Raw genomic sequence first — 23,165 nt, forward strand, 5'->3', positions numbered from 1 at the left:
GGGGTACGTGCCGACGGGCCGGTCGGTTCACCGCCGCCGCGGTATTGCGGCGGCGGGCGCGGCGGATCGCTGAATGACGACCGTTTGGTCACACACCGTGAACGAGGGGCCGGCTCGGCCGGGGGCGCCGCCGCGTCGAGGCGGTGTCGGCGCCGGACTGCGCGGCGGGATCCGGAGGGCCATCGCCGGAAATGCTAACCAGCCCGGGCGCGGGACGCAGGTCGTGGCGGAGTGTCGGGGGTTGTCGAACAGCCCGCGGGGCGGCGTGCGGGGCTGGATGGTGGAGTCATGCGCGCTGAGTCACCGCAGGACCGGCATCATGGCGGGCACGACAAGCACGCCGGTCACGATCCGGCGATGTTCCGTCGCCGGTTCTGGGTCTGTCTGGTGCTCACCGTGCCGGTGGTGTTGACCAGTCACCTCGTGGCGGACCGGCTCGGCCTGCGCGGGGATGTTCCGGGGCGTTCCTGGGTGGGGCCGGTGCTCGGCTCGGTGGTGTTCTGGTGGGGTGGCTGGCCGTTCCTGGTCGGTGCGGTCCGGGAGGTCCGGGACCGGGCGCCGGGCATGATGCTGCTGATCGCGATGGCGATCACCGTCGCGTACACCGCGTCGCTGGCCACCAGCGCGGGCGCCTTCGACCTGGACTTCTGGTGGGAGCTGGCGGCGTTGGTCACCATCATGCTGCTCGGGCACTGGCAGGAGATGAAGGCCATCGGACAGGCTCGGGGCGCGCTCGCGGCGCTGGCCGCGCTGCTGCCCGACGACGCCGAGCGGGTGACCGCCGACGGGCGGGTCGAGGCCGTGTCCGTCGGCGAGCTGCGGGTCGGCGATGTGGTGCTGGTCCGCCCGGGCGGTCGGGTGCCGGCCGACGGGGGCATCGTCGACGGCGGCGCGGAGCTGGACGAATCAATGATCACCGGCGAGTCGCGGCCGGTTGCCCGCGCGGTCGGCGACCGGGTGGTGGCGGGCACCGTCGCCACCGACTCGGCGATCCGGGTACGTGTCGAGGCGCTGGGTGCCCAGACGGCGCTCGCCGGCATCCAGCGCATGGTCGCCCAGGCGCAGCGTTCCGGCGGTCGTGCCCAACTGCTGGCCGACCGGTTCGCCGCGGCGTTGTTCTACGTGGCCACCGGCACCGCCGTGCTGACCGTGCTGGTGTGGACGGCGCTCGGCCAGCCCGACGAGGCGGTGGTGCGCGCGGTCACCGTCCTGGTGATCGCCTGCCCGCACGCGCTCGGCCTGGCCATTCCGCTCGTCGTCGCGCTCTCCACCGCGCTTGCCGCGCGATCCGGGATCCTGGTGAAGGACCGGTTGGCGCTGGAGCGGATGCGGACCGTGGGCGCGGTGCTCTTCGACAAGACCGGCACCCTGACCCGGGGCGAGCACGCCGTCACCGACGTGCTGGCCGCGGCGGGTGTCGACCGGGACGAGGCGCTGCGGCTCGCCGCCGGGGTGGAGTCGGACAGCGAGCACCCGTTGGCCCGGGCGATCGTCGCGGCGGCGGGGCCCGCCGGTCCGGCTCGGGCGGCCGGGTTCCGGTCGCTGCCGGGCCGCGGGGTGCAGGCAACCGTCGACGGTACGCGGTACGCGGTGGGTGGGCCGGCGCTGCTCCGCGAGCTGGGGGTGTCCCTCCCGGCCGATCTGGAGGCGGCGATCGGGCACTGGTCCGCGCGCGGTGCGGCGGTGCTGCACCTGGTGCGGCTGCCGGACACCGTGCTCGGCGCGTTCGCGTTGGCCGACGAGGTGCGTCCGGAGGCGCGGCGGGCCGTCGACGAGTTGCGTGCCGAGGGTGTCCGGACCATCGCCATGATCACCGGAGACGCGCGGCCGGTGGCCGAGGCGGTCGCTGCCGAACTCGGGTTCCGTCCCGGCGTCGACGAGGTCTTCGCCGAGGTGCTGCCCGCCGACAAGGACGGCCGGGTGGCCGAACTCCAGCGCCGGGGCCTGACCGTGGCGATGGTCGGCGACGGGGTGAACGACGCGCCCGCCCTGGCCCGCGCGGATGTGGGCATCGCGATCGGTGCGGGCACCGACGTGGCGATCGAGTCGGCCGGGGTGGTGCTCGCCTCGTCGGACCCGCGCGGGGTGGCTGCCGTGGTGCGGCTGTCCCGGGCGTCGTACCGGAAGATGCGGCAGAACCTGGCCTGGGCGGCGGGCTACAACGCGGTGGCGCTGCCGTTGGCGGCCGGGGTGCTGGCCTGGGCCGGGGTGGCGTTGAGCCCGGCGCTGGCCGCGGTGCTGATGTCCGCGTCCACCGTCGTGGTCGCGCTCAACGCCCAGTTGCTGCGGCGGGTGCGGCTCGACCCGGAGCGGGACTGAGGGGCGTCAGCCGCGCTTCATCAGCCGGCCGACCGCGGCCATCATCTCGGTGGCCATCTCGTCGGCGCGGCCCTCGGCGGCGCCCTCGTGCATGCAGTGCCGGGCGTGCCCGTCGAGCAGCCCCAGCGCCACCTTGTCCAGGGCGGCCTGGATCGCGGAGATCTGGGTGAGCACGTCGATGCAGTAGCGGTCGTCGTCGACCATCTTCTCGATCCCCCGGACCTGCCCCTCGACGCGGCGGAGCCGCGCGAGCAGCTGGTCCTTGCTGGCGGTGTACCCGCGGATCGGGGTGGGTGCGGTCATGGCGACCAGGATAGCCTACCCCTGGGGGGTATGGTACGGTCCTTCGTGCGATACCCCCACCGGGTACCGGTAAGCGAGGCGGAGGAGACGGTCCGATGGTCAACACGACGTACCAGGTGCAGGGCATGACCTGTGGGCACTGCGTCAGCGCGGTGAGCGCCGAGGTGGGCGCCCTCGCGGGTGTGCGCGACGTCCAGGTCGATCTCGCCAGCGGCCGGGTCACCGTGAGCAGCGACCAGCCGCTGGACGTGGCGAGCGTCCGGGCCGCCGTCGACGAGGCCGGCTACGACCTCGTGGACGGGTCGTCGGAAGTCCCGGCGTGAGCACGGTGACCCGACTGGGCGGATTCGCCCTCGCTCTCGTTGCGGTCTTCGGCACGGCGTACGGGGTTGGCCAGGTGGTCGACCCCGAGGTGCCCGCCGTGGAGAGTCGGCACGACGGCGGCGCCACCTCGGCGGGGGGCCACGACGAGACGGCCGACCGGCTCCCCGGCGGCCTGCTCGTCTCCGACCGGGGCTACACCCTCGCCCCGGTCGGCGCCCCGGCCGGCGAGTTCGCCTTCCGGATCGACGGCCCGGACGGCCGCCCGGTCACCCGGTACGACGTGGCGCACGACAAGCGGATGCACCTGATCGTGGCCCGGCGGGACCTCTCCGGTTTCCGCCACGTCCACCCCGACCTCGGCCCGGACGGCACCTGGCGGGTCGCCACCCCGCTGGCCGGCCCCGGCCAGTGGCGTGCCTTCGCCGACTTCGCTCCGACCGGGGGTGAGCCGCTGACCCTCGGTGTCGACGTGACCGTCCCCGGGGAGCTGACCGAGCGGCCGCTGCCCGCACCGGCGACCAGCACCACCGTCGACGGTTACACGGTCACCCTGACCGGCGCGCCGCAGCCCGGCCGCACCTCGTCGCTCACCCTGACCGTCAGCCGTGCCGGGCAGCCGGTCACCGACCTGGAGCCCTACCTGGGCGCGTACGGCCACCTGGTGGCGCTGCGCCGGGGTGACCTCGCGTACCTGCACGTGCACCCGGACGGGACACCCGGCGACGGCCGGACCCGTCCCGGCCCGAACGTCACCTTCCTCGCCGAGGTGCCGTCGACCGGCAGCTACCGGCTCTACCTCGACTTCCGGCACGGCGGGGCGGTGCACACCGCCGAGTTCACCGTCGTCGCCGGCACCGCCCCGACCGGGGGCGACCCCGGCGCGAGCGGACCCGCGCCGACCGGAGGCGCCGAGCACGGCACCCCCGGGCACGGGCACAACTGACGGGACCAGACGATGACCACCACCAGCAGACCCCTGCCCGAGGCGCCGAACCGGATCGAGCTGGCGATCGGGGGGATGACCTGCGCCGCCTGCGCCGCCCGGATCGAGAAGAAGCTGAACCGGATGGACGGGGTGAGCGCCACCGTCAACTACGCCACCGAGAAGGCCACCGTCCGCTACGCCGACGGCGTCACGCCCGACGACCTGATCGACACCGTCCAGAAGACCGGCTACTCGGCGGCGCTGCCGGCCCCGCCGACCGCAGAGCAGCCGGTGGACCCGCTGCGCGGCCCGCGTACCCGGCTGTGGGTGTCGGTGGCGCTCAGCGTGCCCGTGGTCCTGCTGGCCATGGTCCCGGCCTGGCAGTTCGACTACTGGCAGTGGCTGTCGCTGACCCTCGCCGCACCGGTGGTGGTCTGGGGTGGCCTGCCGTTCCACCGGGCCGCCTGGACCAACCTGCGCCACGGCGCGGCGACCATGGACACGCTGGTCTCGCTCGGCACCCTGGCCGCGTTCGGCTGGTCGCTGTGGGCGCTCTTCCTCGGCGACGCCGGTCTGCCCGGCATGACACACCCGTTCCGCCTCGACATCACCCGCACCGACGGCGCCGGCACCATCTACCTGGAGGCGGCCGCCGGGGTGACGGTGTTCATCCTGGCCGGCCGCTACTTCGAGGCGCGGTCCAAGCGCACCGCCGGCGCGGCCCTGCGCGCCCTCCTCGAACTCGGCACCAGGGACGTGGCGGTGCTGCGCGACGGCGTGGAGACCCGGATACCGGTGGACCGGCTCGCCGTGGGCGACCGGTTCGTGGTCCGGCCCGGGGAGAAGATCGCCACCGACGGGGTGGTCGACGAGGGCACGTCGGCCGTCGACGCCAGCATGCTGACGGGCGAGTCGGTGCCGGTCGAGGTCGGTCCCGGTGACGGCGTGGTCGGTGCCACGATCAACGCGGGCGGCCGGCTGGTCGTCACCGCCACCCGGGTCGGCGGCGACACCCAGCTCGCCCGGATGGCCGACCTGGTCGAGCAGGCGCAGAGCGGCAAGGCGGCGGTGCAGAGGCTGGCCGACCGGATCTCCGGGGTCTTCGTGCCGATCGTCATCACCCTCGCCGTCGGCACGCTCGGCTGGTGGTTCGGCACCGGTGCCGGCCCGACCGCCGCGTTCACCGCCGCCGTGGCCGTGCTGATCATCGCCTGCCCGTGCGCGCTCGGCCTGGCCACCCCGACCGCGCTGCTGGTCGGCACCGGGCGGGGCGCCCAGCTCGGCGTACTGATCAAGGGGCCGGAGGTGCTGGAGTCGACCCGGCGGGTGGACACCGTGGTGCTGGACAAGACCGGCACCGTGACGACCGGCCGGATGACCCTGGTGGACGCGGTGCCGGCGAGCGGGGAGGACCGCGGCGAGCTGCTCCGGTTGGCCGGGGCGGTGGAGACCGCCTCCGAGCACCCGATCGCCCGTGCGGTCGCCGCGGGCGCCGCCGAGGCCGGCACGCTGCCCCCGGTCACCGGCTTCGCCAACCTCGAGGGGCTGGGCGTGACCGGCACCGTCGACGGGCGGGTCGTGCTGGTCGGTCGGCCCCGGCTGCTGCGCGAGCGGGGACTCGACGTACCGCCGGAGGTCGAGTGGGCCGTCAGCGACGCGGAGGCCGCCGGCCGGACGGCGATCCTCGCCGGTTGGGACGGGCGGGCCCGCGGGGTCCTCGCGGTCGCCGACGTGGTCCGGCCGACCAGCCGGGCGGCCGTTGCGCGGTTGCGCGCGCTGGGGCTCACCCCGATCCTGCTGACCGGGGACAACGCCACCGTGGCCCGCGCGGTCGCCGCCGAGGTGGGCGTGGACGAGGTGATCGCCGAGGTGCTGCCCGCCGGCAAGGTCGACGTCGTGAAGCGGCTCCAGGCCGAGGGGCGGTCGGTGGCGATGGTCGGTGACGGGGTCAACGACGCCCCGGCGCTGGCCCAGGCCGACCTGGGTCTGGCCATGGGCACCGGCACCGACGTGGCGATCGAGGCGTCCGACCTCACGCTCGTCCGAGGCGACCTGGACGCGGCGGTGGACGCGATCCGACTGTCCCGGCGCACGCTCGGCATCATCCGGGGCAACCTCTTCTGGGCGTTCGGCTACAACGTGGCGGCCCTGCCGTTGGCCGCCGCCGGGCTGCTCAACCCGATGATCGCCGGCGCCACCATGGCGTTGTCCTCGGTCTTCGTGGTGGCTAACAGCCTGCGCCTGCGCCGGTTCCGCCCGGCTGCTGGTGATCTGTGACGGCGGTAATGGTTGGAGTGGTGACGGCGGGGGTACCTCTGGGGTCGTAGAGACGCTTGCAATTGGAGGTTGGCAATGGGTATCGACGACAAGATCAACAACGCCACCGAGGACGCGACCGGCAAGCTGAAGGAAGGCGCCGGTCGGGCCACCGACAACGAGCAGCTCGAGGCCGAGGGCCGCGCTGACCAGTCCACCGCCAAGCTCAAGCAGGCCGGCGAGAAGATCAAGGACGCCTTCAAGAGCTGACGTACGACGTAACCCGCACGCCGGGCCGGTGATCATTTACCGGCCCGGCGTCGCGCTGACCAGCCGGTCCGAATCAGTGAAGCCGGCATTCGACCCCCTGACGACATCTTCTCCGGGTCAGTGTCGCCCGCCTTGATGAAGTTGTGGGCGAACGGCTGGCAGGGAGGTGCTTTTAACAACCCCCACTGCCGCTCGCGCTAGCGCCGGCTCCGGGGAGGCCGCTTACGCAGCACGACCGCAATCGCGCCGATCGCGGCCAGGGCAATTCCGCTGATGGCAGGAATCGCTACCCGGGGCGACGTCGCCCATCTCCTCGGCGCTGCTCAAGACGATGCAGAGCAGCGCCCCGATGGACAGCGCCGTCACCAGCAACAACCCCGCGATCAGGGCGTTCTCCGTGCTGCCAGGTCCCCCGGGCTGGTGCGGCCCGGTACCTCTCGTTACCGTGGTCACTGGGTCTCGTTCTCCCTCATAGATGGTCCTTGCCTCGGACATGAGCGGACGTGACCGTTCAAGGCGGCCCCGGGGAGTGCCATCCCCGGGAGCCGGCCGCCTTGACCTGGCGAGCCAGGCCGGCTACTTCCGTTGGAGCAATCTAGCTTTCGCACCGGACAGCGACCCCACCACTCAGCGTTCAGCGGCCCGTCTCGCGCGCTCGGTTGGACTGTAACGGCACCTCCCTCCACTACCGACTCGCCCGCGCGTGCGCCAGGGCGTCGCAGCTAGAGGGCAAATGCACATCAGTGCGACAACTTGCGGGGTGTCGCTGTGGATAAGTATGTGGACGCTGTCTGACGGATCGCCGTTTTCGCCGTCGGTGCTCCGCGCAGGTGTGCCAGACGTGCCCCGAGATGAACTACCGGGGGCTGGCCGCCAACTACCTGTCCGGCGCAGAGAAGCGGGACGACGAATCGGGGGTCAAGCTGAATGCCAACGACCTCCGCCAGTGCGGCGCGGCGTACGCGATGCTGGCCGTTGCGCAGGAGTTGAACCGACTCCGCGACGCCGTGAAGGACGTAGCCGACAAGCTCGATGGCCCGGGTGCCTCCGACGCCGGCACGAGCCTCTACTACATCTCCGACTGGCTCAAGGGTGTGGTGGAGAAGCAGTAAGCGGTACAGCAGACGGCCCGGACCTTGGCAGGGTCCGGGCCGTCTCAGCTTTCGTCACGCGCTTGGTGCGGCCGGTGCTTCTTGATCCACGCTTCGACGTCGGCGCGGTCCCAGACTCGCACCTTGCCGCTGGCGACCGTATCAATCGGTGCCGGGAAGGTCGCGCGGTTCGTGATCTCGGTGGCGCGGGTGCGCGACACGCCGCCGAGCATGTCCGCGATGTCGGAGAGCGCCACGAGTCTCACGCCATGACCGTATGTACGTGTTACGTGCGCACGTTGCCACTTCCAAGCTTGGCGGTGCGCACGTTGCAATGGAGGCTGGCGGGGCGACAACCGGATGCGGTCCGGTCACCTGATCAGGGATCGGTGGCCGGACCTGCCCGTTCTGGAGGTAGAGCCGTGGCCATGGACGACGGACCTGTGACGCCAGCGCTGGTCGTTTGGACCGCGCAACGGGTGATCACCCAGCATCACAAGCCACCCAGCGAGCACCGGGCCACCGGAGGCTGCGCACAGTGCCAGGGCGACCGGTGCGACATGCTGACGTGGGCACGAGACACGCTCAAGGCGCACCGCAGGTGATCGAGCGGGAGTTGCCCCGGTCGGTGTGGGTGCCGATGCTGGCCCGGCAGACCATCGCGCAGCACCAGGCGCATGGGTCGTGCCAGCGCTGCCGGCCAGGTGGGTGCAGCGAACTGCGGTGGGCGCGCGACCGGTTGAAGGCGTACCGGGTGGTCGGGACCGATCGCAGCGTTACTAGAAATCCCTCATCTGCATAATCGCCGAGGACGCCGTCGCGCCTACCTGATCGACCAGGTGGTACCCGAGTGGGGCGCGCGCTGTCCGGCCGTCGACCCCGTGGTCTGACCGCGCGGCTGTCGGGCGGTCAGTGCCGCCCGGCGGCCAGCCGCGCCGCCCGCACCTCCAGGTAGCGCTGCTCCGGCAGGCTCGTGGTGCCACGCGCCGCCGCCAGGTACGCCTCCCGCGCCGCACCGGGCTCACCGGCCAGCTCCAGCAGGTGCGCCCGGACGGCGGCGAGCCGGTGGTGCCCGGCCGTGCGCTCGTCGGCGTCCAGTGGTGTGAGCAGGGCCAGCCCGGCGCGTGGACCGTCCACCATGGCGACCGCCACCGCCTGGTTGAGGGTGACCATCGGGTTCGGGGCGATCCGGGCCAGCAGCCGGTAGAGCGCGACGATCTGCCGCCAGTCCGTCTGCGCCGCCGTCGGCGCCTCGGCGTGCACGGCGGCGATCGCCGCCTGGAGCTGGTACGGGCCGGGTGGCGACCAGGTCAACGCCTCCGTGATCAGCACGATCCCCTCCGCGGTGGCGGCGGCGTCCCAGCGGCTGCGGTCCTGCTCGGCCAGCGGCACCAACTCGCCGTCCGGACCCACCCGGGCCGCCCGGTGCGCGTCGGTGAGCAGCATCAGCGCCAGCAGGCCGGCCACCTCACCATCGTCGGGCAGCAGCCCGTGCAGGATGCGGGCCAGCCGGATCGCCTCGCCGGTCAGGTCGACCCGGTGCAGATCCGGCCCGCTGGAGGCCGTGTACCCCTCGTTGAAGATCAGATAGAGCACCCGCAACACCGTGCGTAGCCGCTCCTCCCGCTCACCCGGCGCCGGCATGTCGAAGCGGGCGCCCGCGGCCTCGATCCGCTGCTTCGCCCGGCGGATCCGCTGGCTCATCGTCGCCTCCGGCAGCAGGTGCGCCCGGGCGATCTGGGCGGTACTGAGCCCGCCGACCGCGCGCAGCGTGAGCGCCACCTGCGCCGACCCGGCCAGTGCCGGATGACAGCAGAGAAACAGCAGGGTGAGGGTGTCGTCGGCGTCCGCCACCGTCGGCTCCGCGTCGGCCGGTGGCGCCACCTGACCGTACGCCGGCTCCCGCAACGCCACCGCCATCTCGCGGTCGCGGCGGGCGCGCTCGCTGCGCCACTCGTCGGTGAGCCGGCGGGTGGCGACGGTGAGCAGCCAGGCACGGGGATTGTCCGGTACGCCCTGCCCGGGCCATTGCAGGGCGGCGGCGAGCAGCGCCTCCTGGACCGCGTCCTCACACCTGTCGAACTGCCCGTGCCGGCGGACCAGCAGGCCGAGGACCTGCGGCGCGAGCGTGCGCAGCAGATCCTCGACCGTCCGGTCCCCGGTCACATCTCCGTCCCGGCCTCGTCCATGATCGGACGGACCTCCATCGCGCCGCCGAAGCGGACGTCCGGCCAGCGGGCGGCGATCTCGGCGGCCCGCTCGGGACTGTCGCAGTCGACAGCCAGGTAACCGGCGAACTGCTCCTTGCTCTCCATGAACGGTCCGTCGACGACCTCCGGGTGGCCGCCGGCGAGCCGGACCGTACGGGTCTGCGACGGATTGGCCAACGCCTGGCCGCCGATCAGCTCGCCGGTCTCGGTCAGCTCCTTCATGATCTCGTCGACCTCGCCGAACAGGGCGGTACGCTCCTGCTCGGACAGCTCCTCGGTGAAGCCGGGCCGGTTCCAGATCAGCAGCATGTACTTCACGGCGATGCTCCTCGCGTCCTGGTCGCACCCCGGTCGGGGTGCGGCTCACCGGAGGGTCGGAGCCGTCAGCCCGTTCCCTACCGCGTACCGAAGAAAATCGCAGAAAACCTCCCCGGCGGCGGTCCCACGCCGATCGGGTCAGCGCCGATCGGGCCGTCCGGGCACCTGTCGAGGCTTCCCGCCGCCGCCGACCTCCAGCGACGCCCGGTCGGCGGCCGACGTGCCCGACGACCAGCCCTCGGCGTCGCGGACACTGAGCCGGTGCCGGGTGACGCCGGGGAACAGGGTGTCCAGCCGCTCCCGGACCGCCTCGCCGCGCTTGGCGAGCACCGGCAACAGCCGCTCCGCCCCAGCCGTCCCGGCCGCCGCCTGGTCCGCGGCGTCGGTGGCCGCGTCGGTGGCCGTCCGCAGCCGCTCACCGATGCGCAGCGCGAACGCGTTGAGGAACGACTCGTCCCACACCTTCGTCCGCCGGCCCGACCCCGCTCGGCGCTCGGTACGCCCGCGCAGCATCGCGGCGGTCGCCTGGACCAGCAGCGACGTGTAGAGCAACTCCACCGCCACCAGGTCCGCCGGCCAGCCCAGCACGGTGGTGAAGCCCAGGTCGTCGGACCAGACCGCCTCGCACCGGTTCGCCGCAGCCACCTCCTGCACCAGCAGGGCCTTCGCGCCCGCGTACGGGGGGTCGGTGCTCAGCCGGACTCCGCCCGGCACGTCGCCGCTCTCCGCCCCGGCGGCCAGTAACGCCTCGTCGATGCTGTGCCGGGCGATCAACTCCTGTGCCTTGCCGGTCAACGCCTCCGCCTCGGCCGGGAAGGTCGTCGACTCGGCCTTCGCCAGCAGCGCCCGTACCCGATCCAGCATCGGCGACCCACTGCGGGCCGTACCGGCCGCGCGGGGGATCGCCGCGCCGGTCGAGCCGGGCGGCGGGCGTAGCACCGCGATCGGCGGCAGGCTCTCCACCAGCGCGAGTACGTCGATGGCGGCGCGGAGGGCGTCGACCCGGTCCAGCCCTTCGCGGCTGGCCCAGCCGGCCAGCACGCCCCGGTCGTCGTGGCGCACCTCGGCGGTCAGCTCGCGGAGCTGGTCGTCCCACCAGGCGGGGACCGGCTCGGCCTGCTCGCGCCGCTGGGCGGCCATCGCGTCACCGACCAGCCGGGCCGCGCGGGCGTCGAGCCGTCGCGCGGTGAGCCGGTGCACGTCGGCCGGTTGCCACCCGCGCGGCCAGAGCCGCCCCAGGCCACGGACCAGGCGACGCAGCAACGCCGCGTCGACCGCCGTGGTGCCGTCCGCCGCGCCGGTGCCGACCATCAGCTGGTCCAGCTGCCGTTCGGCCTGGCGTACGTCGGTGCCGCGCACCGCCGCGAGCGCGTTGGCGACGAGTTCGTCCGCGTCCGGCACGTGCACCTCCTTCTCGGCTGACCCTTCAGGCTCCATGATCATGCCGCGCCAGGTGCCGGCGGCGCGAAACAGGGAAGTCGCCGCCCGCCCGCCCGCCCGATCGCCGCTCCCAGGCCCGCTCTCCCGCGTTGATCAAGAGGTTCGCGTCATCAGAGGACGGCTCGCTGACGCGAACCTCTTGATCAACTTAGGGAGGTCGGTGTGGGTGGGTGTTAGGGCCAGGTGGTGAGGATCTGCTCTACCGGTAGGGCGTTGCGGGTCGGGTCGGGGGCCGGGGTCGGGCGCGGTGCTGGTGTGCGGTTGAAGCGGGGGGCCGGGGCCGGTTGGATCTGGCCGTCCACCTCGACGAAGGTGCCTCGGGCGGTGTTGTGCGGGTGTTGGTGCGCCTCGCCGGGGGCGAGTACCGGGGCGACGCAGGCGTCCAGGTCGGTGAAGACCGCCGTCCACTCGTCCCGGGTCCGCTCGGCGAACCGTTCGGTGAACCGTCGGCGCAGCTCGTCCCAGCCGCTCGGGTCGTACTGGGCGGGCAGGTCCGGGTCGTCGGCGAGGCCGAGGCCGTCGAGGAGAACGGCGTAGAAGGCCGGTTCCATCGCGCCGACGGCCATGAATCCACCGTCCGAGGTGGCGTACGTGTCGTAGAACGGCGCCCCACCGTCGAACATGTTGCGCCCGCGCGGCGCCGCCCACAGGCCACCGCCCATGAGCCCGTGCAGGAACGAGGTGAGCAGCGCCGACCCGTCCACCATGGCCGCGTCGACCACCTGGCCGACGCCGGAGCGTTCCCGTTCCAGCAGCGCGGCCAGCACTCCCACGGCCAGCAGCATGCCGCCGCCACCGAAGTCGCCGAGCAGGTTCATCGGCGCGTACGGGCGCTCGCCGGCCCGTCCGAGCGGCTCCAACGCCCCGGCCACCGCGATGTAGTCGATGTCGTGTCCGGCGCGGCTCGCCAGCGGGCCGTCCTGACCCCAGCCGGTCATCCGCGCGTACACCAGTCCGGGGTTGCGGTCCTGGCACACCTGCGGGCCGAAGCCGAGCCGCTCGGCGACCCCCGGCCGGTACGCCTCGACCAGCACGTCCGCCCGCTCGGCGAGGCGCAGCAGGTCCGCCACGCCGTCCGGGGACTTCAGATCCAGCGTGGTGACCCGCCGGCCGCGCTGCAACGGCCCGTCGGTCGGCGCGGCCAGCCGGCCGGCTCCCGGGGCGCCGGGCCGGTCGACCCGCACCACGTCCGCGCCGAGGTCGGCGAGCACCATGCAGCCGAACGGCGCCGGCGCGAGGCTGGCCAACTCGACCACCCGCACCCCGGCGAGCGGCCCGCCGCGTGCCGGCGTCACGCGGTGCCCACCGACTCGGCGGGGCGGCCGGCCGAGGCGGCGAGCCGGTCGACCAAATCGTCCGGCGGTGTGAACCGCTCGCCGTAGCGTTGCGCCAGTTCGGCCGCCCGTGCCGCGAAACCGGCCGGCCCGCCCGCGTACTGCCGCACGTAGCGGATCACCCCGCCCGTCCAGGCCGGGAAGCCGATGCCGAAGATCGAACCGATGTTGGCGTCGGTCTCGGTGCGCAGCACTCCCTCGTCGAGGCAGCGCAGCGCGTCCAGCGCCTCGGCGAAGAGCATCCGCTCCTGGAGGTCGGTGAACGGCACGGCACGGCCGGCGTCGGTGACCAGGTCGGCGAGGCCGGGCCACAACCGGCCCCGGGTGCCGTCGTCGTAGGAGTAGAAGCCGCGTCCGGCGGCGCGGCCCGGCCGGTCGTACGCGTCGACCAACTCGTCGACGAGCCGGTGTGCGGGCAGTGGCAGGTACTCCTCGCTGGCCGCCTCGAACTGGCGGCGGATCCGCTGGATCAGGGTGAGGCTCACCTCGTCGGCCAGCGCGAGGGGCCCGGTCGGGTAGCCGGCCTGCAACGCGGCCTGTTCCACCGACGCGGCCGGTACGCCCTCGACGACCATGCCGACCGCCTCGTCGATGAACCGGCCGATGACCCGGCTGGTGAAGAAGCCCCGGCCGTCGTTGACCACGATCGGGGTCTTGCCGATCCGCCGGGCCAGGTCGAACGCACGGGCCAGCGCCTCGTCGCCGGTCCGGTCGCCGACCACGATCTCCAGCAGCGGCATCCGGTCCACCGGGGAGAAGAAGTGCATGCCGATGAAGTCGGCCGGACGGTCCACGCCCTCGGCCAGCCCGGTGATCGGCAGGGTGGAGGTGTTGGAGGCGAGCAACGCGTCGGGTGCCAGCATCGGCAACACCTCGGCGAAGACCGCCTTCTTCAGTGCCGGGTCCTCGAAGACCGCCTCGATGACCGCGTCGCAGCCGGTGAGGGCGTCCACCTGGTCGGTGGTGGTGATCCGGTCCAGTACGGCGCGGGCGTCCGCCTCGGTGGCGCGGCCCTTGCGGACCGCGCGGGCCAGCAGCCGTTCGGCGTGCTCCCGGGCCCGCCCCGCCGCCTCCGGCGAGACGTCCCGCACCACCACCTCCAGACCGGCGCTGGCGCAGGCGTACGCGATGCCGGCGCCCATCATGCCGGCGCCGAGCACCGCCACCCGGCGCACCGGCGCCACGTCCACGCCGGACGGTCGGGCCGCACCACCGTTGACGGCCTTCAGGTCGAAGAAGAACGCCCCGATCATGTTCTTGGCGACCTGCCCGGTGAGCAGACCGATCAGGTGCCGGGTCTCCACGGTGAACGCGGTCTCCACGTCGACCTGCGCGCCCTCGACGGCGGTGGCGAGGATCGCCTCGGGCGCGGGCAGCCGGGCACCCTTGAGCTGTTTGCGCAGGGTGGCCGGGAAGGCCGGCAACTGGGCGGCCAGCCGGTCGAGGACGGCGCACATCGAGGCGGCGTACGCCCGGTTCATGGTGTTGGCGGACTGGGTCGGGTCGTCCAGGGTGAGCGTGACGATGCCGTCGGCGCCACGGTCGTACCGGATGGTGTCGGTCATCGGTCTTACCCCCGGTCAGCAGCGCTCGAGAACGGTGGCGACGCCCATGCCGCCGCCGATGCACAGGGTCACGACGGCGCGGCGCAGGTCGCGGCGTTCCAACTCGTCCAACGCCGTGCCGAGCAGCATCGCTCCGGTGGCGCCGAGCGGGTGGCCGAGGGCGATCGCGCCGCCGTTGACGTTCACCCGGTCCGGGTCGAGGCCCAGATCGCGGACGTACTTGAGCACCACCGCGGCGAACGCCTCGTTGATCTCGAACAGGTCGATGTCGTCGAGGGTCAGCCCGGCGACGGCGAGCGCCTTGTGGGTGGCCGGGATCGGGCCGGTCAGCATGAGGGTCGGGTCGGCGCCGGTGACCGCCGCGCCGACGATCCGGGCGCGCGGGGTGAGGCCGAGATCCCGACCGACCTCCTCCGAGCCGATCAGCACCAGCGCCGCGCCGTCCACGATGCCGGACGAGTTGCCGGCGTGGTGGACGTGCTCGATGGCCTCCAGCCAGTGGAACTTCTGCAACGCCACCGCGTCGAAGCCGGCCGCCTCGCCCATCGTGGCGAACGACGGGGTGAGCCGGGCCAAAGCCTCCCGGGTGGTCTCCGGGCGCGGGTGCTCGTCGACGGTGAGGATGTCCAACCCGTTGGCGTCACGGACCGGCACCACCGACCGGGCGAAGTGCCCGCCGGCCCACGCCTTGGCGGCCCGCTCCTGCGACCGCAGCGCATAGCCGTCCACGTCGTCGCGGCTGAAGCCCTCCAGGGTGGCGATCAGGTCCGCGCTGACCCCCTGCGGCACGAACGACGTGGCCAGCGCGGTCTGCGGGTCGGTGGCCCAGGCCGCGCCGTCGGAGCCCATCGGCACCCGGGACATCGACTCCACCCCGCCGGCCAGCAGCAGGTGCTCCCAGCCGGAGCGGATCCGCGCGGCGGCCGCGTTGACCGCCTCCAGCCCGGACGCGCAGAACCGGTTGAGCTGCACCCCACCCACCTGATCGGGCAGGCCGGCCAGCAGGGCGGCGGCGCGGGCCAGGTCACCGCCCTGCTCGCCGACCGGGGTGACGATGCCGAGCAGCAGGTCCTCCAGCCGGCCGACGTCCAGGCCGGGGTTGCGCTCACGCAACGCGTCGATCAGGCCGACCACCAGCGAGATCGGCTTGACCCCGTGCAGCGCGCCGGTGTCCCGGCCGCGTCCGCGCGGGGTGCGGACCGCGTCATAGACGTACGCCTCAGAGGGCACGGGCGATCAGCTCCTTCATGATCTCGTTGGTGCCGCCGTAGATCTTCTGGACGCGCGCGTCGGCGTACATCCGGGCGATCGGGTACTCCGTCGTGTAGCCGTAGCCGCCGAAGATCTGCAGGCACCGGTCGATGACCTCGCACTGCCCGTCGGTGAGCCAGGACTTCGCCATCGCGGCGGTGGAAACGTCCAGCTCGCCACGGCTGTGCCGGACGATGCAGTCGTCCAGGAAGACCCGGCTGACCCGGGCGCGGGTGGCACACTCGGCGAGCACCATCCGGGTGTTCTGGTGACCCATCAGCGTCTTGCCGAAGGCGCTGCGCTCCTTGGCGTACGCGACGGTCAGCTCGACGGCGCGTTCCATGGCGGCGACCGCGCCGACGCCGATCACGAGGCGTTCCTGCGGAAGCTGCTGCATGAGCTGGATGAAGCCCAACCCCTCGGCGCCCCCGAGCAGGTTGGCCGCCGGCACCCGGAACTCGTCGAAGAACAACTCGGCGGTGTCGTTGGCGTGCAGCCCGATCTTGGACAGCAGCCGGCCCCGGCGGAAGCCCTCCGGGTCGCCACCGACCTCGCAGACCAGCAGCGAGACGCCGGCCGCCCGCTGCTCCGGGTCGGTCTTCACCGCCACGAGGATCAGATCGGCCAGTCCGCCGTTGGTGATGAACGCCTTCGCGCCGGTGACCACGTAGTCGTCGCCGTCGCGGACCGCCCGGGTGCGCATGGCCTGCAGGTCCGAGCCGCCGTCCGGCTCGGTCATCGCGATCGCGCCGACCAGCTCACCGCTGCACAGGCCGGGTAGCCACCGCCGCTTCTGCTCTTCGCTGCCGTACGCCACCAGGTAGCCGGTGACGATGCCACTGTGGACGGCCAGCCCGAGGCTGCTCTCCCCGGTGTACGCCTGCTCGTGCAGCAGGACGGCCTCGTGGGTGAAGCCACCGCCTCCGCCGCCGTACTCCTCCGGGACGGACAGGCCGAGCAGCCCCAGCTCGCCGGCGCGACGGTAGTGCTCGCGATCCGGGTGGCCCTGCGCCAGCAGGCGTTCGGTGTGCGGCAGCACCTCCTTGGTGAAGAAGGTGCGGGCCAGGTCGGCGAGGTCGTCGTGTTCCGGTTCGCGCCAGGGCGAGGGGGAGCCGTCGGGCGTGGGCATGTGCACCACCCTCGCGCCCTGTTGGCGGCATGTCAATAAGCCGTGAGCAGCCCTCGCCGTGATCGACTCCCGGTTTCGTGGAGTCGGGCCATCCGCTCGAGCTGGACACCCCGCCTTCATGGTGAGCTCAAGCTACCGGCGCGCTGGATGAGCGCGGGCCCCACCGTCTCCACCGGGGGGCGGTGGAGACGGTGGGGCGAGGGGTCGACCTGTCGCGGGGGTGTGTCGACCTATCGAGAGCGCCTCGGAGGAGTCGGGAACTGCGACAGCATCACCGCGACCTCCTGGCGAAGAGCGCCGAGGTAGGGGTGGAAGGCGTCGCCGGGGCACTCGGTCGGACCGGCCCCGATGGTCGCCCAGTCCCGGTGACCGGAGATGACGTTGACCGTGCCACTCGCCCCGCTGATCGGGTTGACGTAGTTGGTCTTGGCACCGGGGGCGAGTCGACCCGTGGCGGCGAGGCCCGCCAGGACGAACACCAACGACCGGTGTGCCGCGGCGCTGGGCTGGCGGGACGTGAACCGGCCCAACAGGCAGATGCCGATGTTGCCCGCGTTGTAGCCACCCACGTGCGCCGCGTTGACCATGAGCGGCCGGCCGTCGGTGCCGGCGCTCGGGCCGTACACCGGGAGGCCTCCCGGGTCGGAGTAGCGACCCTCGTAGATCCGCCCCGCCTCGTCGATCAGCAGGTGGTAGCCGATGTCACCGAATTCCTGCAGGATGCACTGGTCGTAGTAGATGGCACGGACCGTCGCCGCCGGATCCGGGTCCTCGTTGTGTTCGTACACCCCGCTGTGGTGGACCGTCAGCGTCTGCACCGGGAAGAACTCGGTCGGAAACCGCTCGCTGCCGTCGTCGGCGAAGCGGAGCGACTCGTCAGCACCCCAGCGTGCGCGGGGCAGGTAGGTCGGCTGCCGGCCACCTCGCGGCACCGGAAGACTGTTCGTCTGCGGGTTCGGGATCCTCCGCCGGGGCCCGTCGACCATGTTCAGTTCGGACACGGTGGCGTCGGAACCGTCGGCGACCTGGACTTCGTACGCGGTGGCGCCGTTGGCGACCACGACGTTGGAGCGGGCCGCTGCCAGGGCTCCGTCCCGGCCGTTCTGACACGCGTTCAGCTCCAGCCAGTCGCTCCACCCCTTGCCGGTGCGGAGTCGAACCGCCGCCGAGGGGCCGCCGTGCTTGATGGAGAGATGGGTCAGCGGGATGGCCGGTGAGGTCACCACCGTCCTGCTCATCAGGCGACCGCGCGGGGCGGCCAGCGGCGACGTCACTTCGGTGGAGGTGGACGGCGCCGCCGTCGCGGACCCGGCGAACGTGCCAGCGGCCGAGAGGCCAACCGCCGCGCCGGCCGCGCCGGAGAGGACTCGACGTCGAGAAACCAAAATGCTGCTCCCTTGCTCGATGCCTCAGGCGCCAGCCGGCATGCCGAGCCGTCAGCCTGAGCCTTGGTGCCCTGGCAGGCCCTTCGGACACATCACCAGGATGGGGCGTTGCAGACGCTAAAGCGGCACTCTAGACGATTGGTTTATTGCCCGTGAAGGGCCGCACGAGCCGATCATCCCGCGTGACCGAGGTGATGAGCGGCGGCTGGCCCGGAGCTGCCGCTAGGGTCGGGCAGATGAGTGTCGAGACCGCCCCTCGCCGCCGCCGGTTGGAGCCGGACGCCCGGCGCGGGCAGATCCTGGCCTGCGCGGTCCGGCTGTTCGGCGAGCGGCCGTACGCGGACGTGTCGACCACCGACGTCGCCCGGGAGGCGGGCGTCGCCCGAGGGCTGGTCAACCACTACTTCGGCACCAAGAAGGACCTCTATCTGGAGGTCGTCCGGGTCATGGTGACCATCCCGGAGGTCGCCCTCGAACGGCTGCCCAAGGGTGACCTGCGGACGCGGGTCGACGCGAGCGTCTCGTGGTTCCTCGACGTGGTGTCCCGGCACAGCACCTCGTGGCTGGCGGCGGTAACCGCCCGGGGGATGGGTGGTGACGCCGACGTGGAGCGGGTGCTCGCCGAGGCCGAGGAGGTGGCCGCTGACCGGATGCTCGTCGCCGTCGGGCTGGCTGGTCAGGCCGTGTACCACGAGGAGCTTCGCGGCATGGTCCGGGCGTACTGCGGGTTGGCCACGTCGACCGCCCGCGAATGGCTCCAGCGTGGCGCGCTGACCCGCGCCCAGGTGCACCTGCTGCTCACGACGACCCTGCTGACCATCGTCGAACAGGTCGTCCCGCAGGTCATCGCTGCCGGCGAGCCGGTGCGCCCGGCCGATCCTCGCGCCTAGTCACCGGCGCGCACGGTCGCGGGATCAGGCGGCCCGACCGGCACGCCTGGCCTGGCCGGTACGCGCAGCCGGGGCGGCGAAACGGTCGGCGGCCTGCGCCGGATACGACTCGGGGCGTACCACCCGCAGGGGTCGCTCCACCTCGTCGGCCCCGAACCGCCAGCGGGACGGCGTCGGCTGCCGCTGCGGTGCCGGCCCGCCGGGGCGCAGACCGGGCCGGGACAGCAGCACGGTGATCAGGTAGCCGACCACCAGGAAGCCGTGGCTGATCAGTCGTTCCCCGCCCACCGACCCGGTGGCCAGGTCGTTGACCGACAGCAGCAGCAAGGTGCCGACGAACGCGCTGAGCATCGGCAGCAGACCGGCCGGCGGGGTGCGGCGTACCGCCACGAAGAGGAAGCCGGCACCCACCGCCACGTTCCAGGCGGCAGACTCGTGCCACAGGTGCTGACCGGCGGCATGCACATGATCGGCGGTCGCGCCCCGGCCCACCTGGGCCAGGCCGAGCACCAGCTGCACCGCGCCGAGCAGCCCGAGCGTCGCGCGCAGCGCGGCGACCAGCGGGCCACGTCGAGGCATCCGGGGCCGCCACCGCCAGCGGCGGGCCGGCGGTGCCTCGGCGGCCGCGGCCAGGATCGCCGTCGTCCGGTCGGGCACCTCAACGACCAATCGGGTACGAACCCGACGGGTCACCGCGGCCGCAGCCAGGAACCAGGCCCGGCACTCGGCGCACTCGTCGAGGTGCCCCTGCGCCGCCGTCCGTTCGGCGGCGGTCTCCTCCCCGTCCAACTGCGCGGACAGGACCTCCCGCCACTGCTCACACCCCATGTACCGGTAGTCGCTCCAGTGGCCGCTCCGGTTCCCGGCGACCCGGGCGTGTTGTGGAATACTCGCCGGATCATGACGCGCTACGGCCTGCTGATCCTGCCCGCCACCAACCGGGTGTACGCCCGCTCCGCCATCGACCTCACCCGGGCCGAGCTGGAGATCTTCGGCCGCACGGCGCTCGACGGCCGGGTCGGCGAGCTGGACACCGAGGTGGTCGGCGGGGCGTCCTATGTCACCTTCACCGGTGACGGGCTGACCGAACGGGACCTGGCCGTCCTGGGCAACCTCTCCGCCGGGTACGCGCTGTTCGAGATCGTCGGCGAGCTGCTGCGCCCGATCGAGTGGAGCCGACTGGACCGGTACGACGACGATCTGCTCACCATCCAGAAGTACCCGGGCAAGACCAACGAGCAGTTCACCAAGCTGCTCCTCAACGTCACACTGCTCGCCTCGGACTGGGCCGGCGAGTTCACCAGCCGGCGCTTCCGGGTGCTCGACCCGCTGTGCGGTCGCGGCACCACCCTCAACCAGGCCCTGATGTACGGCTTCGACGCCGCCGGGATCGAGCGGGACCAGAAGGACGTCGAGGCGTACCGGGCGTTCATCACCACCTGGCTGAAGCAGAAGCGGGTCAAGCACCGGGTGCTGGAGTCGGGGCCGGTGCGGCGGGAGCGCAAGGTGGTCGGCCGGCGGGTACGCATCGAGGTGGCCCCGACCCGCGAGGAGCACAAGGCCGGTCGCACGCAGCTGCTGGACGTGGTCAACGCCGACACCACCCGCTCGGCGGAGTTCTTCCGCCCGGAGACCGTCGACCTGGTCGTCGCGGACGCCCCGTACGGCGTGCAGCACGGCAGTCGTACCGCCGATCATGGCTTGACCCGCGATCCGCTGGCGCTGCTCGCGGACGCCGCGCCGGTCTGGGCGCGGCTGCTGCGCCCCGGCGGGGCGCTCGGCATCTCCTGGAACACCCACGTCGCCAGCCGGGACGACGCGGCGGCGGCGCTGGCCGACGCCGGCCTGACCGTGGTGGACGCGGAGCCCTACCGCGCGCTGCGGCACCGGGTCGACCAGTCGATCATGCGAGACGTGCTGGTGGCCCGCCGCCCGGCCTGACGGCTGGTACCTCCACCCTCGCCGCCGCCCGCCGCCCGCCGCCCGCCGCCCGCCGCCGGACCATCCGGGTCGCGCACGGCCCTCCCTCGCGCGTCCTTTGCTCTGTTTCGACCGGCGCAACGGTGACGACGCGTTTCTGTTGCGTCCGTTGAAGCAGAGCAAAGGGCCGACAACTGGCTCATTGCCTCGCGGATCCACCGAGGGTCTGTGCCGTATTTCACCTGTTCAGTGGGCAGGTGTGAAAACCACGTCAAGAAAAGGTTCGGCTCCGTCATGGTCGCGTTATGACCCCTGCCGTCCGGCGGGTGGTGGGGCTTTGATTGCCCGGCGCGACCGGAAGGCGGTCGCGACGAACCTTTCCGGTAAGAGGAGTCAGCGTGTCTGACGTGGTGTTCGTGGTCCTCACGGTGGCGCTGTTCGCAGTGCTCGCCCTGGTGGTCCGGGCGGTGGAGAAGCTGTGAACGCGGTAAACGCCGTCGGTCTGGTGCTGGCGATCGTCCTGGGCGCGTTCCTGGTGTTCGCCCTGTTGTTCCCGGAGCGCTTCTGATGACCATGACAACAGCGGGCGTCATCTTCGTGCTGACGCTGGTGGCGGCGCTCGTCGCCGTCTACAAGCCGTTCGGCGACTACATGTTCCGGGCTGTCTCCGGTACGAAGCAGTCGCGCGTCGAGCGGGGGATCTACCGTCTGGTCGGGGTCAACCCGGCCGCCGAGCAGACCTGGGGCGTGTACGCCCGCAGCGTGCTCGCGTTCTCCGCGGTCTCGATCCTGTTCCTGTACCTGTTCCAGCGGGTGCAGAACCACCTGTGGCTGTCGCTCGGGCTGGATCCGGTGATGACCCACGGTGCCTGGAACACGGCCGTCTCGTTCGTGACGAACACGAACTGGCAGTGGTACTCGGGTGAGTCGACGATGGGCCACCTGGTGCAGATGGCCGGTCTGGCCGTGCAGAACTTCACCTCGGCGGCGGTCGGCATCGCGGTGGCGGTCGCGCTGGTACGCGGGTTCGCCCGCAGCCGCACCGGGCAGCTCGGCAACTTCTGGGTCGACCTGATCCGGATCGTGCTGCGCATCCTGCTGCCGATCGCGGTCCTCGGCGCCATCGTGCTGATGATCGGTGGGGTGGTGCAGAACCTGTCCGCCGGCACCGACGTGTCCACGCTGACCGGCGGCACGCAGACCATCACCGGTGGGCCGGTCGCCAGCCAAGAAGTGATCAAGGAGCTGGGCACCAACGGTGGCGGCTTCTACAACGTCAACAGCGCCCACCCGTTCGAGAACCCCACCACCTGGACGAACTGGCTGGAGATCTTTCTGCTCCTGCTGATCCCGTTCAGCCTGCCCCGGGTCTTCGGCCGGATGGTCGGGCAGAACCGGCAGGGCTACGCCATCGCCGCGGTGATGGGCATCCTCGCGTTCGCCAGCATCGCCATCACCAACGCCTTCGAGCTGGCCGGCCACGGCACGGTGCCGCAGGCGGTCGGCGCGGCGATGGAGGGCAAGGAGGTGCGGTTCGACGTGTCGAACTCGGCCGCCTTCGCCGCCGCCACCACGCTCACCTCGACCGGCGCGGTGAACTCGTTCCACGACTCGTTCACCTCGCTTGGCGGCATGATGACCATGGTCAACATGATGCTCGGCGAGGTCGCGCCCGGCGGTGTCGGGTCCGGCCTGTACGGCCTGCTCATCCTCGCGGTGATCACGGTCTTCGTGGCCGGCCTGATGGTCGGTCGCACCCCCGAGTACCTGGGCAAGAAGATCAGCTCGCGGGAGATCAAGTTCGCCTCCCTCTACTTCCTCATCACGCCGATCCTGGTGCTGGTCGGTACGGCGGCGGCGTTCGCCACCGGCAACAACTCGACCGCGCTCAACGTCGGCCCGCACGGCCTCTCCGAGGTGCTGTACGCGTTCACCTCGGCCAGCAACAACAACGGCTCCGCGTTCGCCGGCATCACGGTCAACACGGCCTGGTGGAACACCGCGCTCGGGTTGTGCATGCTGCTCGGCCGGTTCCTGCCGATTATCTTCGTGCTCGCGTTGGCCGGCTCGCTGGCCCGCCAGGCACCCACTCCCGCGTCCGAGGGCACCCTGCCGACCCACCGACCGCTGTTCATCGGCATGGTCGTCGGCGTCACCGTGGTCCTCGTCGCGCTGACCTTCCTGCCCGCGCTCGCGCTCGGCCCGCTGGCAGAAGGGCTCTGACCATCATGAGGA

General features: G+C 72.3%; 21 protein-coding genes. 10 read left to right on the forward strand and 11 right to left on the reverse strand.

Going from position 1 to position 23,165, the window contains the following annotated elements:
* The first annotated feature begins 288 nt into the window (after positions 1-288).
* Entirely contained in the window at positions 289-2,319 is a 2,031-nt protein-coding gene (locus AB0H52_RS10635; RefSeq protein ID WP_151488012.1) for a heavy metal translocating P-type ATPase, read from the forward strand.
* A gap of 6 nt (positions 2,320-2,325) precedes the next feature.
* Here the strand turns inward: AB0H52_RS10635 and AB0H52_RS10640 are convergent, their stop codons facing one another.
* Positions 2,326-2,622, reverse strand: coding sequence for a metal-sensitive transcriptional regulator (locus tag AB0H52_RS10640; RefSeq protein WP_030329541.1), 297 nt, complete (start codon positions 2,620-2,622; stop codon positions 2,326-2,328).
* 95 nt (positions 2,623-2,717) lie between these two features.
* Here AB0H52_RS10640 and AB0H52_RS10645 point away from each other — a divergent pair, with 95 nt between their 5' ends.
* The 5 genes from AB0H52_RS10645 (at position 2,718) to AB0H52_RS10665 (ending at position 7,509) form a co-directional block, all read left to right on the forward strand.
* Complete coding sequence (locus AB0H52_RS10645) at positions 2,718-2,945, forward strand: copper ion binding protein (protein ID WP_151488013.1); 228 nt, start codon at positions 2,718-2,720, stop codon at positions 2,943-2,945.
* A complete protein-coding gene (locus AB0H52_RS10650) occupies positions 2,942-3,889 on the forward strand; it encodes a hypothetical protein (protein WP_151488014.1) in 948 nt (315 codons plus the stop codon). The genes AB0H52_RS10645 and AB0H52_RS10650 overlap by 4 nt, the downstream gene beginning before the upstream one ends.
* A 12-nt stretch (positions 3,890-3,901) precedes the next feature.
* The gene (locus AB0H52_RS10655; RefSeq protein WP_357946557.1) at positions 3,902-6,148 is read left to right on the forward strand and encodes a heavy metal translocating P-type ATPase; all 2,247 of its coding nucleotides are present in this window, start codon (positions 3,902-3,904) and stop codon (positions 6,146-6,148) included.
* 75 nt (positions 6,149-6,223) lie between these two features.
* Positions 6,224-6,397 (forward strand): CsbD family protein, encoded by a 174-nt coding sequence (locus AB0H52_RS10660; protein ID WP_036390803.1) that lies wholly within the window; start codon positions 6,224-6,226, stop codon positions 6,395-6,397.
* Between the two features lie 851 nt (positions 6,398-7,248).
* Positions 7,249-7,509 carry a hypothetical protein gene (locus AB0H52_RS10665; RefSeq protein ID WP_357946560.1) on the forward strand — a complete coding sequence of 87 codons (261 nt, stop codon included), beginning with the start codon at positions 7,249-7,251 and terminating at the stop codon, positions 7,507-7,509.
* Positions 7,510-7,553: 44 nt separating this feature from the next.
* Here AB0H52_RS10665 and AB0H52_RS10670 read toward each other — a convergent pair whose 3' ends face one another.
* From AB0H52_RS10670 to AB0H52_RS10710, 9 genes are all read right to left on the reverse strand, one after another.
* Positions 7,554-7,754 (reverse strand): hypothetical protein, encoded by a 201-nt coding sequence (locus AB0H52_RS10670; RefSeq protein WP_151488017.1) that lies wholly within the window; start codon positions 7,752-7,754, stop codon positions 7,554-7,556.
* 643 nt (positions 7,755-8,397) lie between these two features.
* Positions 8,398-9,654: a DUF6596 domain-containing protein gene (locus tag AB0H52_RS10675; protein WP_151488018.1), complete on the reverse strand. Its 1,257-nt coding sequence runs from the start codon at positions 9,652-9,654 to the stop codon at positions 8,398-8,400.
* Positions 9,651-10,007 carry a YciI family protein gene (locus AB0H52_RS10680; protein WP_357946654.1) on the reverse strand — a complete coding sequence of 119 codons (357 nt, stop codon included), beginning with the start codon at positions 10,005-10,007 and terminating at the stop codon, positions 9,651-9,653. The genes AB0H52_RS10675 and AB0H52_RS10680 overlap by 4 nt, the downstream gene beginning before the upstream one ends.
* 147 nt (positions 10,008-10,154) lie before the next feature.
* The gene (locus AB0H52_RS10685) at positions 10,155-11,417 is read right to left on the reverse strand and encodes a DUF2786 domain-containing protein (RefSeq protein ID WP_357946563.1); all 1,263 of its coding nucleotides are present in this window, start codon (positions 11,415-11,417) and stop codon (positions 10,155-10,157) included.
* A gap of 212 nt (positions 11,418-11,629) precedes the next feature.
* A complete protein-coding gene (locus tag AB0H52_RS10690) occupies positions 11,630-12,751 on the reverse strand; it encodes a CaiB/BaiF CoA-transferase family protein (protein ID WP_357946566.1) in 1,122 nt (373 codons plus the stop codon).
* A complete protein-coding gene (locus AB0H52_RS10695; RefSeq protein ID WP_151492778.1) occupies positions 12,748-14,355 on the reverse strand; it encodes a 3-hydroxyacyl-CoA dehydrogenase family protein in 1,608 nt (535 codons plus the stop codon). Before AB0H52_RS10695 ends, AB0H52_RS10690 begins: the two co-directional genes overlap by 4 nt.
* Positions 14,356-14,370: 15 nt before the next feature.
* Positions 14,371-15,585, reverse strand: coding sequence for an acetyl-CoA C-acetyltransferase (locus tag AB0H52_RS10700; RefSeq protein WP_151492779.1), 1,215 nt, complete (start codon positions 15,583-15,585; stop codon positions 14,371-14,373).
* Positions 15,575-16,735 (reverse strand): acyl-CoA dehydrogenase family protein, encoded by a 1,161-nt coding sequence (locus AB0H52_RS10705; RefSeq protein WP_357946570.1) that lies wholly within the window; start codon positions 16,733-16,735, stop codon positions 15,575-15,577. The genes AB0H52_RS10700 and AB0H52_RS10705 overlap by 11 nt, the downstream gene beginning before the upstream one ends.
* Before the next feature lie 230 nt (positions 16,736-16,965).
* On the reverse strand, positions 16,966-18,120 hold the full coding sequence (locus AB0H52_RS10710; RefSeq protein WP_278124873.1) for a peptidoglycan recognition family protein: 1,155 nt from the start codon (positions 18,118-18,120) through the stop codon (positions 16,966-16,968).
* 236 nt (positions 18,121-18,356) lie between these two features.
* On the opposite strand from AB0H52_RS10710, the gene AB0H52_RS10715 reads away from it, so the two are divergent.
* On the forward strand, positions 18,357-19,010 hold the full coding sequence (locus AB0H52_RS10715; RefSeq protein ID WP_357946573.1) for a TetR/AcrR family transcriptional regulator: 654 nt from the start codon (positions 18,357-18,359) through the stop codon (positions 19,008-19,010).
* Between the two features lie 24 nt (positions 19,011-19,034).
* On the opposite strand, the gene AB0H52_RS10720 is transcribed toward AB0H52_RS10715, so the two are convergent.
* On the reverse strand, positions 19,035-19,838 hold the full coding sequence (locus tag AB0H52_RS10720; RefSeq protein ID WP_357946576.1) for a zf-HC2 domain-containing protein: 804 nt from the start codon (positions 19,836-19,838) through the stop codon (positions 19,035-19,037).
* Positions 19,839-19,910: 72 nt separating this feature from the next.
* Here AB0H52_RS10720 and AB0H52_RS10725 point away from each other — a divergent pair, with 72 nt between their 5' ends.
* The 3 genes from AB0H52_RS10725 (at position 19,911) to kdpA (ending at position 23,153) form a co-directional block, all read left to right on the forward strand.
* Positions 19,911-20,951: an SAM-dependent methyltransferase gene (locus AB0H52_RS10725; protein WP_151492784.1), complete on the forward strand. Its 1,041-nt coding sequence runs from the start codon at positions 19,911-19,913 to the stop codon at positions 20,949-20,951.
* A 457-nt stretch (positions 20,952-21,408) separates the two neighbouring features.
* Complete coding sequence (kdpF, locus tag AB0H52_RS10730; RefSeq protein ID WP_036390805.1) at positions 21,409-21,498, forward strand: K(+)-transporting ATPase subunit F; 90 nt, start codon at positions 21,409-21,411, stop codon at positions 21,496-21,498.
* Entirely contained in the window at positions 21,498-23,153 is a 1,656-nt protein-coding gene (gene kdpA / locus AB0H52_RS10735) for a potassium-transporting ATPase subunit KdpA (protein ID WP_151490210.1), read from the forward strand. The genes kdpF and kdpA overlap by 1 nt, the downstream gene beginning before the upstream one ends.
* Positions 23,154-23,165: the final 12 nt, after the last annotated feature.

Source organism: Micromonospora sp. NPDC050695 (genome assembly GCF_040654415.1).
Lineage (GTDB): Bacteria > Actinomycetota > Actinomycetes > Mycobacteriales > Micromonosporaceae > Micromonospora.

Excerpts from the sequence above, each read along its gene's own strand:
- AB0H52_RS10725 (WP_151492784.1), top strand. The coding sequence starts at position 19,911 with ATGACGCGCTACGGCCTGCTGATCCTGCCCGCCACCAACCGGGTGTAC.
- AB0H52_RS10680 (WP_357946654.1), bottom strand. The coding sequence starts at position 10,007 with ATGCTGCTGATCTGGAACCGGCCCGGCTTCACCGAGGAGCTGTCCGAG.
- AB0H52_RS10715 (WP_357946573.1), top strand. The coding sequence starts at position 18,357 with ATGAGTGTCGAGACCGCCCCTCGCCGCCGCCGGTTGGAGCCGGACGCC.
- AB0H52_RS10720 (WP_357946576.1), bottom strand. The coding sequence starts at position 19,838 with ATGGGGTGTGAGCAGTGGCGGGAGGTCCTGTCCGCGCAGTTGGACGGG.
- AB0H52_RS10640 (WP_030329541.1), bottom strand. The coding sequence starts at position 2,622 with ATGACCGCACCCACCCCGATCCGCGGGTACACCGCCAGCAAGGACCAG.
- AB0H52_RS10645 (WP_151488013.1), top strand. The coding sequence starts at position 2,718 with ATGGTCAACACGACGTACCAGGTGCAGGGCATGACCTGTGGGCACTGC.
- AB0H52_RS10635 (WP_151488012.1), top strand. The coding sequence starts at position 289 with ATGCGCGCTGAGTCACCGCAGGACCGGCATCATGGCGGGCACGACAAG.
- kdpA (WP_151490210.1), top strand. The coding sequence starts at position 21,498 with ATGACCATGACAACAGCGGGCGTCATCTTCGTGCTGACGCTGGTGGCG.
- AB0H52_RS10655 (WP_357946557.1), top strand. The coding sequence starts at position 3,902 with ATGACCACCACCAGCAGACCCCTGCCCGAGGCGCCGAACCGGATCGAG.
- AB0H52_RS10695 (WP_151492778.1), bottom strand. The coding sequence starts at position 14,355 with ATGACCGACACCATCCGGTACGACCGTGGCGCCGACGGCATCGTCACG.
- AB0H52_RS10660 (WP_036390803.1), top strand. The coding sequence starts at position 6,224 with ATGGGTATCGACGACAAGATCAACAACGCCACCGAGGACGCGACCGGC.
- AB0H52_RS10665 (WP_357946560.1), top strand. The coding sequence starts at position 7,249 with ATGAACTACCGGGGGCTGGCCGCCAACTACCTGTCCGGCGCAGAGAAG.
- AB0H52_RS10705 (WP_357946570.1), bottom strand. The coding sequence starts at position 16,735 with ATGCCCACGCCCGACGGCTCCCCCTCGCCCTGGCGCGAACCGGAACAC.